This is a genomic window from Pseudomonas sp. Van50 (assembly GCF_055390755.1).
Map to the genome: position 1 here is coordinate 2,851,017 of NZ_AP024343.1, position 13,551 is coordinate 2,864,567.

The window sequence follows — 13,551 nt, forward strand, 5'->3', positions numbered from 1 at the left end:
GGAGCAGAGTCATGAACCTGAATCGTTTTAAACGTTATCCGTTGACCTTCGGTCCTTCTCCCATCACGCCCTTGAAGCGTCTCAGTGAACATCTGGGTGGCAAGGTCGAGTTGTATGCCAAACGTGAAGACTGCAACAGTGGCCTGGCCTTCGGTGGGAACAAGACACGCAAGCTCGAATACCTGATTCCCGAAGCGATCGAGCAAGGCTGCGATACCCTGGTCTCCATTGGTGGCATTCAGTCGAACCAGACCCGCCAGGTCGCTGCAGTCGCTGCCCACTTGGGCATGAAGTGCGTGCTGGTGCAGGAAAACTGGGTGAACTATTCCGACGCGGTGTATGACCGGGTGGGCAACATCGAGATGTCGCGCATCATGGGGGCTGACGTACGACTGGACGCAGCAGGTTTCGATATTGGTATCCGGCCAAGTTGGGAAAAGGCCATGAGCGATGTCGTGGAGCAGGGTGGCAAACCGTTTCCGATTCCGGCGGGTTGTTCCGAGCATCCCTATGGCGGCCTCGGGTTCGTCGGCTTTGCCGAGGAAGTGCGGGAGCAGGAAAAACAACTGGGCTTCAAGTTCGACTACATCGTGGTCTGTTCCGTGACTGGCAGTACCCAGGCCGGCATGGTCGTCGGTTTCGCTGCGGACGGCCGTTCGAAGAACGTGATCGGCATTGATGCCTCGGCCAAGCCAGAGAAAACCAAGGCACAGATTCTGCGTATCGCCCGGCATACCGCAGAGCTGGTGGAGTTGGGTCGCGAAATTACTGAAGAGGACGTGGTGCTCGATACGCGGTTTGCCTATCCGGAATACGGTTTGCCTAACGACGGTACGCTGGAAGCCATTCGCCTGTGCGGCAGCCTGGAAGGTGTGCTGACCGATCCGGTGTACGAAGGAAAATCCATGCACGGGATGATTGAAATGGTCCGTCGTGGCGAGTTCCCCGAAGGCTCGAAAGTGCTTTACGCGCACTTGGGCGGGGCGCCTGCGCTGAATGCCTACAGCTTCCTGTTCCGCAACGGCTGATTCGCGGCAATGACCTGTAGGCGGCGCCTGCTCACGAAGCGGTGGGGCAGTTGGCATTCATATTGAATGTCACGGCCTCATCCTCGGATCGCCGCTCGGAGCGAGCGTTGCAACCCAACCGCTGGGAGTACCGCCATGCATGCGATATCGCAATCCGCAGTCTGGATCAAGGAACCTTCGGCGGACGCCGGGGTGGTCATCGTGACCAGCGCCGCATTGCCCAAATACATGATCGACAAGCTGCACGTGACGATAGATGACTGGGACCAGGTGGCTTATCTGGCCGTCAAGCAATCCGAGGCGTTGCTGGTCGACTGGCTGCGGGTCGGCTCCAGCCCGGAGCCGTCCGCCGGGGGCGACGCGTGTTATGCCAGCCAACTGTTGCGCTGCGTCCCCCACGGCAGCTTTCTGCTGGAAGTCGGCACGGTGCCTGGCCTGACCTGGCTGGGATCCGTCTGCGGCCACCCGCTGCGCGTCGTCGAACTGGGAACGATCGCCTCATCCACTGCGGCGATGGATCGACAGGTGGAAGAGGTGCTATCGGCGACCCGGAGTCTGGCCAAAAGCGTGCTGCAGGCGCGCGGCGTCATTTAAACCAGTCCTCGTCAATTCGCCTGTTGAAACCAGAAAGGCAACGCTTATGAGCCGAACCGCCGAGGGGCGTATCCACGCAATGAAGTGGATGCGCGAGCCTTCCAGTTGTACGCGTATCGTGGTCATCGTGAGCGGACTCGATAGCGATCATATTGATTTGATCCATCAGGGGTTCAGCTGTTTTGACAATGTTGCGCTGATCCATGTCGATACAGTGAACACCGTGAATGGCAAGCTGGTTGGCGTGCAAATGGCCAAGAGTGACTACTGTTTTGTGGTGCTCGGTGAACTGGATGAGCACGTCTTGCACGACCTTTCCATTGGCCAGCCATGCCTCTACCCGGTCGCACCAGACGAGGCAGCCGAGCGCTCCGTCATTGCCGCGGTAGAGCAAGTCAAAAGCCTCGCCCGAGGAAGCCATTCGCGCCATCTCGAAGCGATACCCGACACCTGCAGGAGTTGCCTATGAACCTGTCCAATCCCCATGCCCAATGGCCGGTCCAGGCTGTTGAGGATGAAGAAATGGCCGAGTGGCGCGAGGCCTTGCTGTCGGTCGCAGCCCACGGTGGCACGGACCGGGCCAAACAGATCCTCGACATGCTGCTGGCCGTGGCAAGCACTTCGGCCATCGGCTGGCGGCCCAGCCATGGCACCCCTTACATCAATACCATCAGCGTTGAGCGGCAACCGGTGTTTCCCGGGACCTGGCCATCGAAGAGCGTCTGGCATCGATCATGCGCTGGAATGCGCTGGCGATGGTCGCCCGGGCCAATCACGCCTATGGGGAGTTGGGCGGACACATCGCCAGTTATGCCAGCGCGGCGGATCTGTTTGAAGTGGGCTTCAATCACTTCTTCAAGGCGCGCACCCCAACCGGCGGCGGTGATCTGGTGTTCTACCAGCCGCATTCGGCGCCAGGCGTCTATGCCCGGGCGTTCCTCGAGGGACGCCTGGAAGAAAAGGATCTGCAGCACTATCGACAAGAGATCGGCGCGCGCGCCAATGGCGCCCGGGGGTTGTCGAGTTATCCGCATCCCTGGTTGATGCCGGACTTCTGGCAGTTCCCGACGGGCTCCATGGGGATCGGTCCGATCAGCTCGATCTACCAGGCGCGTTTCATGCGTTACCTGGAGCACCGCGGCCTGCAAAAGACCTCGGGGCGAACCGTCTGGGGGGTGTTTGGCGACGGTGAAATGGATGAGCCGGAAAGCATGTCGGCGCTGACCCTGGCGGCGCGCGAAGGGCTGGATAACCTGGTCTGGGTGGTCAACTGCAACCTCCAGCGCCTGGACGGCCCGGTGCGTGGCAACGGTCGCATCATCGATGAGCTCGAGGCGTTGTTCGGCGGCGCGGGCTGGAACGTGATCAAACTGGTGTGGGGTTCCGACTGGGACAGATTGTTTGCCCGGGATAAAGACGGTGCGTTGGTCCGGGCATTGTCGGCCACGGTCGATGGCCAGTTCCAGACGTTCGCGGCCAAGGATGGGCGCTTCAACCGTGAGCATTTCTTCGGCCAGGACGAAGCCCTGGCGGATTTGGCCCACGGCCTGACCGACGAGCAGATCGACCGGCTCAAGCGCGGTGGTCATGACCTGGTGAAAATCTTTGCCGCGTATCAAAGCGCAATGCTCGAGGGCAAGAGACCTACGGTCATCCTGGCCCAGACCAAGAAGGGCTTCGGCATGGGTGACGCCGGGCAGGGCAAGATGACCGTGCACCAGCAGAAGAAGCTCGATAATGAGGCGTTGATCGCGTTCCGCAACCGTTTCAACCTGCCGTTGACCGATGAACAGGCCACCTCCCTGAGCTTCTTCAAGCCGAGCGACGACAGCGCGGAAATGCGCTACCTGCATGCACGTCGCCGGGCGTTGGGCGGCTACATGCCGGCGCGACCTTCGGCCAGCGAGTCATTGGCCGTACCTGATGTAGACAGCTATGCCGGGTTCGCCGTCGCCGCCCAAGGCAAGGAAATGTCCACCACCATGGCCTTCGTGCGGATGCTCAGCGGTTTGCTCCGGGACAAGCAACTGGGCCCGCGCATCGTGCCGATCGTGGCGGATGAAGCGCGTACGTTCGGCATGGCCAGCCTGTTCAAGCAGATCGGCATCTACTCCAGCGTGGGGCAGCGTTATGAGCCGGAGGACATTGGTTCGATCCTCAGTTATCGGGAAGCCCTGGACGGGCAGATTCTCGAAGAGGGCATCAGCGAGGCAGGGGCGATCAGTTCCTGGGTTGCAGCGGCGACCAGCTATTCGGTGCATGGTTTGCCGATGCTGCCGTTCTACATCTATTACTCGATGTTCGGCTTCCAGCGCATCGGCGACCTGATCTGGGCGGCGGCGGATCAACGGGCCCGCGGTTTTCTGCTCGGTGCCACCGCAGGCCGCACGACATTGGGTGGCGAAGGCCTGCAGCATCAGGACGGCAACAGTCATCTGATGGCGGCGATGGTCCCCAATTGTCGGGCTTACGATCCGGCATTCGCCGGCGAGTTCGCGGTGATCCTGGATCACGGCATGCGCCAGATGCTGGAGCGCCAGGTCGACGAGTTTTACTACGTCACCCTGATGAACGAGAACTACCCGCAGCCCACTCTTCCTGAAGGCGTCGAACAGGCCATTATCAAGGGCATGTATCTGTTTGCCCGGCATGAAGTCGAGGATGCCCGTGGACGTGTTCAGCTGTTGGGTTCCGGCGCGATCCTGCGCGAAGTGATTGCCGCCGCCGGGTTGCTGGCGAGCGATTGGAGGATCGACAGTCAGGTCTGGAGCGTTACCAGCTTTACCGAGTTGGCCCGGGAGGCACGGGAAGTGGAGCGCTGGAATCGATTGCATCCTGGACAACCTTCGCACCGCAGCCATGTCCAGGCGTCGCTCAACGACTCGGTACCGATCATTGCGTGCACGGACTACGTGCGCGCCTTGCCGCAATTGATCGCCAGTTATCTCGATGCCCGTTACACGGTACTCGGCACCGATGGATTTGGCCGCAGCGATACCCGCGGCCAACTGCGCAGGTTCTTCGAAGTGGACCGCCACCAGATCGTCCTGAGTGCGCTGACCTCCCTGGTGCATGAGGGGCGTCTGGATGCCAGTGTCTGTGCCGAGGCCATCGAACGTTACGCCATTGACGTTGACGCCGTGGCCCCTTGGGACGCTTGAGGCCGCCGGCTTCATCCTGCTCGCGAAGGCGGTGGTTCAGTCACAGGGATGTTGGGCTTGCTGGCCTCATCGCGAGCAAGCTCGCTCCCACAGGTTTTTGTGGCGTGTGCAGATGCTGTGACCACCCGCGAATCCATGTGGGAGCGAGCTTGCTCGCGAAGGCGGTGGTTCAGTTACAGGGATGTTGGCTGGCTGGCCTCATCGCGAGCAAGCTCGCTCCCACAGGTTTTTGTGGCGTGTGCGGATGCTGTGACCACCCGCGAATCCATGTGGGAGCGAGCTTGCTCGCGATGGCGGTGGTTCGGTCACAGGGATGTCGAGCTTGCTCGCGAAGGCGGTGGTTCAGTTACAGGGATGTTGGCTGGCTGGCCTCATCGCGAGCAAGCTCGCTCCCACAGGTTTTTGTGGCGTGTGCAGATGCTGTGGGCACCCGCAACCCCCTGTGGGAGCGAGCTTGCTCGCGATAGCGGTGGTCCGGCTACATAGAGGCTGGACGTGTATCCTGCTCGTGTTCTTGCTTTGGACTTTGATCTCGACGCCCCGTTATCTCAACTGCTCTCGCCAACAGCCAGGATGGTCGCTACCAACGCCTGGGCGCGTGGCACCAGCGTGTCCAGTTCCAGGTATTCGCGATCGGTATGGACCTTGCCACCCACCGGCCCGAGGCCACACAGGGTTGGAATGCCCAGGCTGGCGGTGAACCCGGAGTCGGCACAACCGCCGGTGAACTCGCCTTCGACGCTGAAACCCAGTGCCAGGGCTTTTTGTTGGTAGATGTGCAGCAATCGTTCGCTGTGACGGGCTTCCATCGGTAGAAAGGTGGTCGCTTCCTTGAGGATGGCATGGGTGCCGATCAGTTCTTCTTCGGCGACGATGGCCAGGATTGCCGTAAGGATTTGATCCCAGTGCTTGAGTTCGATGAAGCGCACGTCCAGCCGGGCCGAGGCGCTCGGTGCGACGGTGTTGCTGGACGTGCCCCCGGATATCAGGCCCACATTAGTCGTGATGCCTGCCGAGTAATCGGTCAAGGCATGGAGCTTGACGATTTTGCGTGCCAGGGCCTCGATGGCGCTGGCGCCGTCGGCATGGTTGACCCCGGCATGCGCCGCGCGGCCGCTGACTTCGATGATCAGCGTGGCGCCGCCTTTGCGTGCTCTGACCACGTTGCCACTGGCCCGGCCGGGTTCGGTATTGAGCACGGCGCGGGCGGCACGGGCTGCCTGTTCGATATGGGTCCTGGCGCTGCCGGAGCCGATTTCTTCGTCACCGGTGTACAGGACCTGCACCGGATAGGGCAACTGGCCGGCGCGCTTGAGTGCCTTGAGGGCGAAGCAATTGAGCACCAGGCCGCCTTTCATGTCGGCGACGCCGGGGCCAAAGGCGAGGTCGCCATCGCGGCTGTAGCCGCGCGTCGTGGTGGTGCCTTTGGGGAACACCGTGTCGCGATGGCCCAGCAGCAACACCGGCTTTCCAGGTTCGCCTGGCACTTCGGCGAGCATCACGTCGCCAAAACCATCGACCAGCATGCGCTTGAGCAGGATGCCGTCGGCTTCCAGTTCCGCCGCGAGCAGCGCCCCCACCGCGTCGACGCCGGCCTTGTCATAGCTGTTGGAGTCGGTGTCGACGATACGCTGCAGCAACGCTTCCATAGCGGGGCGCTGGTCAGCAAGCCAGTCCAGCGCCTGTTGTGGCGTGGCATTCATTGCGCCTGCTCCCGCAACTGATGTTCCTGGGTCAGGCGTGCCGCGTCGTTGCCCAGGTCCCAGAACAGCCCGGCCATGATTTGCAGGCTTTCCTTGACCACCGGTGCCAGCAAGTGCTCGTTCGGCGCATGTTGCGAGCAGGCCGGGTACGAGTGCGGCACCCACAAGGTTGGCAGGCCGAGTACGTCGGCGAACACATCGTTGGGCAGCGAGCCACCGAGGTTCGGCAGCAGCGCGGGTTTTTTGCCGGTGGTCTGGGCCAAGGAGCCGAGCGCCCAATTGACCCACGGGCTTTGCGGGTCCAGCCGAGTGGCATGCATCACCTCGACGTGGCTTTGCTTGACCTCGACATTGCTGAAACCATGAGCATCCAGGTGGGCACGCACGGCCGGGATAAAGGTCGTGTAGTCGCTGTTCACCACGAAACGGATATGGCAGTGGGCATTGGCCTTGCCGGGGATCGCATGCACGGGGGCGTCCGGGTTGCCGGTCTTGAAGGCGATGACGTCGAGGGTGTTCCAGCCGAACACCTTTTCGCTCAGGGAGAGCTCGGGGTTACCCCAGTTGGCGTCGATTTCCGGATCGCCCGGTCCGCCACCCACCTCAATATCGGCCAGTGCCTGGCGAACCGGTTCAGGCAGTGTCTCGGGCATCAGGCCCGCCACTTTCACCCGACCGTGCTCATCGACCATGCTCGCGATGGCATTGGCCAGAATGATCCCGGGGTTGGCCAGCAACCCGCCCCAGTTGCCAGAGTGATGGGCGCCTTCGCGCAGATTGACCACCAGCTCGAAGTTGAACACCCCCGTGAGCCGAGAAAAATCGTCGGTCGCGATGCCGCCAGGCGTGGGCCGTCCGAGGCGATGAAAATATCCGCCGCGAGCTCTTCACTGTGGGCGGCACAGAACGCGTTCAAGCCCGGCGAGCCTTCTTCTTCGCCCATTTCCAGCAGCAGCTTGACGTTGAACCCCAGCTTGCCGTCGCGAGCCTTGAGCGTTTGCTCCAGCGCGGTCAGGTTGATCAGGTGCTGGCCTTTGTTATCCGCCGTGCCGCGGCCGTACCAGCGATCGCCCTCGGCAATGACTTGCCACGGCGACAGGCCTTCACGCCATTGGGCTTCATAGCCGCGCACCACATCACCGTGGCCGTAGCTGAGCACGGTCGGCAGTTCCGGATGCTCGATGCGGGTGGCGATCATGAAAGGACCGCGCTCTGCCACCGGGTTGTCATAGATCTTGACGCTGAAGCCCATCGCCTCGACATGCGGGGTGATGAAGTCATGGAGGTAGCGAAACAACTCGGGCTGGCTGTCCGTTGCCTGGCTTTCGGTGTGCAAGGCGACGCTGCGTTCGAGCAGATTGAAAAATGCGCCGTTGTCAAATTGCGCTGTGGTGTTGCTGATGGCCAGTGAACGACTCATGAGTGGACAAGCTCCAGTGTGTGGGCGGGACTGTCGTGAAGGTGGCAACGCACGTTGCCGCCGATAATTGAATCATTGGCCGGGTAGGCCGTTTTGCAGGGGGCGAAGCAGCTCGGGCAGCGCGGGTGGAAAGCGCAGCCGGACGGTGGTGACATCGGATTGGGAAAGGTGCCGTGCAGGCCGATTTCGGGAATGCCCAGGCGCGGATCGGGCGTGAGCACCGAATCCAGCAAGGCGCGGGTATACGGGTGGCCGGGTTCAGCGAACAACGATTCGCGAGTCCGTTCTTCGACGATGCGCCCCAGGTACATCACCGCGACCCGGTCGGCGAGGTGTTCGATGACCGCCAGGTTGTGGCTGATCAGCAGATAGGTCAGGCCGAATTCGCGCTTGAGGTCTTGCAGCAGGTTGAGAATCTGCGCCTGCACCGACACGTCCAGCGCCGAGGTGGGTTCGTCGCAGATCAACACGTCAGGGCGCATGATCAACGCCCGGGCAATGGCCACCCGTTGCCGCTGGCCGCCGGACAATTGGCTCGGATAGCTGTCGATGACTCGTTTGGGCAGGCCGACCACATCGAGCATCGCTTCGGTCTTCTTGCGTCGCTCGGCGGGGCTGCCGATGTCATGCACGATCAGCGGCAGGGTAATGATTTCCCGCAGTGTCTTGCGTGGGTTCAGCGAGGAATATGGATCCTGGAATATCGGCTGGATGTGCCGGGCCATTTCCTTGCGATCTGTCGCCGCCAGATGTTTGCCATTGACCAGCACATCGCCGCTGGTAGGCGCCAACAGACCGAGCAGTAGCTTTGCCAGGGTACTTTTTCCGCAACCGGACTCACCCACCAGGCCGAGGGTCTCGCCACGCATCAGGCGCAGGGAAACACCATCCACGGCTTTCAGGATGGCGGCGGGTTTGAAAAAGCCCTTGTTGATCCGAAACTCGCGACGGATGTCACACAGCTCCAACGTGATGTCTCTTTTCATGACCTTGCGCGCTCCAGAAGGCGAATCGGTGCCGGAGCCGGTGCGGCGAACAGGCAGCGCGCCATGTGTCCGTCCTGCTCGACTTCGGGGATGTCTTGCGCACAGGCCGCTATCGCCTGAGCGCAACGATTGCGGAACGCGCAACCTTGCTGTTCGCCTACCAGGCTTGGCACCAGGCCTGGAATCGAACCCAGGGCCTCGCCCGGTTTGGTCCGGCCAGGGATTGGAATACTGGCCAGCAGACCACGGGTGTACGGATGCTGCGGGTTCTCGAACAGTTGCAGGGCAGGGGCGGTTTCGACGATTTCCCCGGCATACATCACCGCGACCCGATCGGCGATCCGTGCCACCAGCCCAAGGTCGTGGGTGATGAAAATCACCGCCAGGCCGAGCTCTTTCTGAATGTCGCGGATCAAGCGCAGGATCTGCGCCTGGATGGTCACGTCCAGGGCCGTGGTGGGCTCATCGGCGATGATCAGGTCCGGTTCGCACATCAACGCCATGGCGATGATCACCCGCTGGCGCAAACCGCCAGACAGTTGATGCGGATACTGACGCAAGCGCTCGGTGGCATTGCTGATACCGACTTTCTCCAGCATCCGCCCGGCGCGAACCAAGGCATCCTTGCGCGACACCTTGCGATGCTGGGTCAGCACTTCGCTGAGCTGATCGCCAATGCTGTAGGCCGGGTTCAGCGAGGTCATCGGTTCCTGGAAGATCATCGCCAGACGGTTTCCGCGCAGGTCGCACATGTGCCGTTCGCTCTGGCCGATCATGTCGATTCCGTCCAGTGTCAGCCGGGACGCGGTGCGTTTGGCCTTGCGTGGCAACAGGTCCATCAGCGCCAGCGACGTCAAGGATTTACCGCAGCCGGATTCGCCGACGATGCACAACATTTCACCGCGTTCGACTTCAAAGCTCAGACCGCGCACGGCATGCAGCATGTCATCCGGCGTCGGGCTGTTGCCCATGGGGATGTCCACGCGCAGGTTTTCAACATGGAGTAGTGCCATGTTCGGTACCCTCTATTAGTAAGGCCGTCTATCAGTTGCGACCGTCGGGCAGGATCAGATCGCGCAGGCCATCGCCGACCAGGTTGATGCCCAGCACCAGAATCATCAGGGCGACGCCAGGAATGGCGATGACCCACGGGGAAAAGAACATGTAGGGTTTGCCTTCGGCGATCATCAAGCCCCAGGACGGCGTCGGCGGCTGCACGCCAACCCCAAGGAATGACAGGGCCGACTCCAGCAGGATCGCGTGGGCCATTTCCAGCGTTGCGACGACGATCAGTGCGCCGACCAGGTTGGGCAGGATTTCACTGACCAGAATGCGCAGGGTCGAGCAGCCCAGCGCCTGGGCCGACGCCACATATTCAGCATCGCGAATCTGTTGCACCGAAGCCCTGACTACCACCGCGAAGCGATCCCATAACAGGCAACCCAGCAGCACGATCACTACTTTCAGCGAACCGCCCATCAACGAGGCCGAGGCCAGCGCGACCATCACGACCGGCATCGCCAGCCGAGTGGTGATCAGGTAGCTGATGAACGCATCGACCTTGCCGCCGTAGTAACCCGCCAACAGCCCCATCACAGTGCCGATAAAGCCGGAAATCAACGCCGCCGCAATGCCGATGAACAGTGAGATACGTGCGCCGTAGAGCAGTCGTGACAGGTAATCACGGCCCAGCTTGTCGGTTCCCAGCACGTATTCCCACGTGCCGTTGGCCATCCATGCCGGCGGTTTCATGCGCAGCATCACGTCTTGCGCATAAGGGTCATGAGGCGCCAGCCACGGGGCGAAGAGTGCGCCGGTGAAGATGATCAGCAACAGCACCGTGCCAATGGCGAAACCACGATGGCGAAAGCTCTTGCCAAGCATTCGGCTCAGGCTGCTGGGGGGTGGCAGGTAGTCATTGATCGCGAGGGTAGTGGGGTGCTCATGTAAGCCTCCTAGCGCACGCGAATGCGCGGGTCGAGCAGTGCGTTGAGCACATCGGCCAGCAAGGTGAGGATGATGTAGATCACCGCAATCAGCAGGACCACGGCCTGTACCACCGGAAAGTCATCACGGGCGATGGCGTCCCAGGCGAGTTGTCCGATGCCTTGCAGGGAGAACACGGTTTCGATCACCACCGAACCGCCGAGCATGAAGCCGAACTCCACCGCTGCCAGCGCGACGACCGGAATCAGGGCGTTGCGCAGAGCGTGCTTGAACAACACGCGGGCAGGGCGCAGGCCCTTGGCGCGGGCGGTGCGGATGTAATCGGAACTGAGCACATCAAGCATGCCTGCACGGGTCAGGCGCATGATTGCCGGCGTTGCGTAGTAGCCCAAGGCAATGGCCGGCATGACGAAGTGCAGCAGGGTCGAATTGCCGGACACCGGCAGCCACTTGAGCGTCACGGCGAACACCACGATCAACATCAACGCAAACCAGAAACTGGGCATGGCCTGGCCCAGTACCGCGATGCTCAAGGCCAGTCGGTCGACCCAGGTGTCGCGCTTGACCGCGGCCAGCACGCCCAGTGGAATCGCCACCAGCAAGGCGATGCCCAGCGCCATGGCTCCTAACCCGAGGGTGATCGGCAAGCGGCTGGCGACGAGGTTGTAGACCGATTCCTGGAAGAAAAACGAGTTGCCCAAGTCCAGCCGCAGCAGATCGCCCAGCCAGTTGAAGTACTGGGTCGGTAGCGGTTTGTTCAAACCGTATTGCACGCGAATCTGTTCGATCTGTTCGCTGGTGGCTTCCGGTCCGCCAATGGCCGTGGCCAGGTCGCCGGACAGATGCAACAGGGAAAAGCTGATCACCGACACGGTAATGGCGACGCATATAGCGATGCCCAGCCGGCGCAGAAGGAATCCAAGCATGGCGAGCTTCCTCATATCCAATGGATGGCGTGTGTGAGGAGGTGTCCGTGGTGCGGTTGGTCCGCAAGCCACGGCACCTCTCGATCAATCCGCTCGGTTGCGGATCACTTCCAGCTGGACTGAACGAAACGCGGCAGCTCGTCCGGGTACGACGTGAACGCCAGTTCGGAGGTGTAGGCGTAGTTCATCGAGTAGTTGAACAGCGGCGCCCAGTACGCCTGTTCGCTGATGCGCTGCAACGCCTTGCGGTAGTTGTCCTTGCGCAATTGCGGGTCGAGGGCGTTGTCAGCGGTCTGCAGCCAGCCCTGGACTTGCGGATCCTTGATGTTGTCGTCCGGGTTGCCCTTGAACCAGGTGCCGGCCGACGCCGAGGTGTCGAGGATCGAGAACGAGCCCCAGGCCTGAAACGACATGGGCACCTTGCCGCCACGTTGCTGATCGCGCAGGGCGGCGTACTTCAAGAAGCGCAGCTTGGCGTTGATGCCCACGGCGCGCAGGTTGCCGATGATGGCTTCGACGTAATCGCGGTCGCGATAAGCGAAGATTTCGGTCTCGAAGCCATTGGGGTAACCGGCTTCGGCGAGCAGCGCCTTGGCCTTGGCCGGGTCGTAGTCGTAGACCGTGGCCGCGGTGGTATCGCAGCCGAACTGGCCTGGATAGCAGGCAACCTGCAGGGGTTTGGCTTCGCCCCCCACCAATTGCGTGGCCAGCGCATTGCGGTTGATCGCATGGTTGATGGCCTGACGCACCTTGAGGTTTTTCATCGGCGAGTTTTCAGTGGAGGTGCCTCGAGCATCAAGAATCAGGAAGCCGATGCGCATGGTTTCGCCGCTGGTCACGGTCAGGTTCGACATACCTTTGAGATCGACTGCCTGATCCGAGGTCACACGCCAGGTCCAGTCGACACCATCGGTCATCAACTCGGCCAGGCGGGTTTCGGCATCCGGGATCACCCGGAACTTGAGGTGGCCGATATGGGGCTTGCCTTGCGGGCTGTCCGGGAAGTAGTCCTTGTTGATCTCCATGGTCACGCCTTCGCCAGCCACCACCGACACGGCTTTATAGGGTCCGGTACCGATTGGCTTGCGGCTGAATTCGGCCAGGCCGACCTTTTCGAAATACTGCTTGGGGAACATCGGAACGGCGTTGGACAGGTATTCCAGTGCCGGAGGGAAGGGCTTCTTCAAATGCAGGCGGACGCTGTAGTCACCGGTTTTTTCGGCGCTCTTGATCCAGTCCACGTTTTGCACGGTCACGACTTTCGCTTCGGGCGACACCACGTAGTTGAGGGTGAACACCACGTCGTCGGCGGTGAAGCTATCGCCGTTGTGAAATTTGACGCCTTTGCGCAGCTCGAAGTCGATGGTGGTGTCATCGACCTGTGTCCAGCGGGTGGCCAACATGGGCTGGTATTCGCCGCTGTTGGGATCGCGGTAGATCAGGTTGTCCCAGATCAGCCGGCCGAGAATCACGCCTTCGCGTAGATCGTTGTGATAGGGGCTGATGTTTTCAGGCTCGCTGTCGGAAGCGTAAACCAGGGTGTCGTTGGCTTTACCGGCATGAGCCGGAAAACTGCTGATGAGGCCCATCAGCGCGATAGTGCAGGCGAAACCTTTGATGCCCATGCCGTCGTCTCCGTTGGCGAGAGTGGTTGAATCAAAGGGCAGCGAATCGCAAACGCGGAAAGGAGGGTAAAAAGACCAGGTCATGTTTTTTTTGATCTGGACACGAATGTAGGGAAAGGCTATCAATGCCACAAGAATAATATTTCGATACTTCCTTTGCC

Annotated in this window: 9 protein-coding genes and 2 pseudogenes; 4 read left to right on the forward strand and 7 right to left on the reverse strand. The window is 61.2% G+C overall.

The window, feature by feature from the left end; all coding sequences use genetic code 11:
- The first annotated feature begins 11 nt into the window (after positions 1–11).
- From ACZ5M5_RS12535 to mdeB, 4 genes and pseudogenes are all read left to right on the forward strand, one after another.
- Positions 12–1,028 (forward strand): 1-aminocyclopropane-1-carboxylate deaminase, encoded by a 1,017-nt coding sequence (locus tag ACZ5M5_RS12535; protein WP_060742854.1) that lies wholly within the window; start codon positions 12–14, stop codon positions 1,026–1,028.
- Between the two features lie 135 nt (positions 1,029–1,163).
- Complete coding sequence (locus ACZ5M5_RS12540) at positions 1,164–1,622, forward strand: hypothetical protein (RefSeq protein WP_060742853.1); 459 nt, start codon at positions 1,164–1,166, stop codon at positions 1,620–1,622.
- Between the two features lie 46 nt (positions 1,623–1,668).
- A complete protein-coding gene (locus ACZ5M5_RS12545; RefSeq protein WP_081015449.1) occupies positions 1,669–2,091 on the forward strand; it encodes a hypothetical protein in 423 nt (140 codons plus the stop codon).
- Positions 2,088–4,783, forward strand: a pseudogene (gene mdeB / locus ACZ5M5_RS12550) (alpha-ketoglutarate dehydrogenase). The gene ACZ5M5_RS12545 and the pseudogene mdeB overlap by 4 nt, the downstream one beginning before the upstream one ends.
- 548 nt (positions 4,784–5,331) lie before the next feature.
- Here mdeB and ACZ5M5_RS12555 read toward each other — a convergent pair.
- The 7 genes and pseudogenes from ACZ5M5_RS12555 to ACZ5M5_RS12585 all read right to left on the reverse strand — a co-directional run bounded on the left by ACZ5M5_RS12555 (position 5,332) and on the right by ACZ5M5_RS12585 (position 13,390).
- Positions 5,332–6,486, reverse strand: coding sequence for a M20 family metallopeptidase (locus ACZ5M5_RS12555; RefSeq protein ID WP_464739117.1), 1,155 nt, complete (start codon positions 6,484–6,486; stop codon positions 5,332–5,334).
- Positions 6,483–7,906: pseudogene (locus ACZ5M5_RS12560) on the reverse strand (M20 family metallopeptidase). The gene ACZ5M5_RS12555 and the pseudogene ACZ5M5_RS12560 overlap by 4 nt, the downstream one beginning before the upstream one ends.
- On the reverse strand, positions 7,903–8,892 hold the full coding sequence (locus ACZ5M5_RS12565) for an ABC transporter ATP-binding protein (protein WP_464739118.1): 990 nt from the start codon (positions 8,890–8,892) through the stop codon (positions 7,903–7,905). Before ACZ5M5_RS12565 ends, ACZ5M5_RS12560 begins: the two are co-directional and overlap by 4 nt.
- Positions 8,889–9,905 carry an ABC transporter ATP-binding protein gene (locus tag ACZ5M5_RS12570; RefSeq protein WP_060742848.1) on the reverse strand — a complete coding sequence of 339 codons (1,017 nt, stop codon included), beginning with the start codon at positions 9,903–9,905 and terminating at the stop codon, positions 8,889–8,891. Before ACZ5M5_RS12570 ends, ACZ5M5_RS12565 begins: the two co-directional genes overlap by 4 nt.
- A 31-nt stretch (positions 9,906–9,936) precedes the next feature.
- A complete protein-coding gene (locus ACZ5M5_RS12575) occupies positions 9,937–10,815 on the reverse strand; it encodes an ABC transporter permease (protein WP_464739355.1) in 879 nt (292 codons plus the stop codon).
- A 32-nt stretch (positions 10,816–10,847) separates the two neighbouring features.
- Entirely contained in the window at positions 10,848–11,765 is a 918-nt protein-coding gene (locus ACZ5M5_RS12580; protein WP_024077467.1) for an ABC transporter permease, read from the reverse strand.
- Between the two features lie 104 nt (positions 11,766–11,869).
- Positions 11,870–13,390 carry an ABC transporter substrate-binding protein gene (locus ACZ5M5_RS12585; protein WP_060742846.1) on the reverse strand — a complete coding sequence of 507 codons (1,521 nt, stop codon included), beginning with the start codon at positions 13,388–13,390 and terminating at the stop codon, positions 11,870–11,872.
- Positions 13,391–13,551 lie beyond the last annotated feature (161 nt).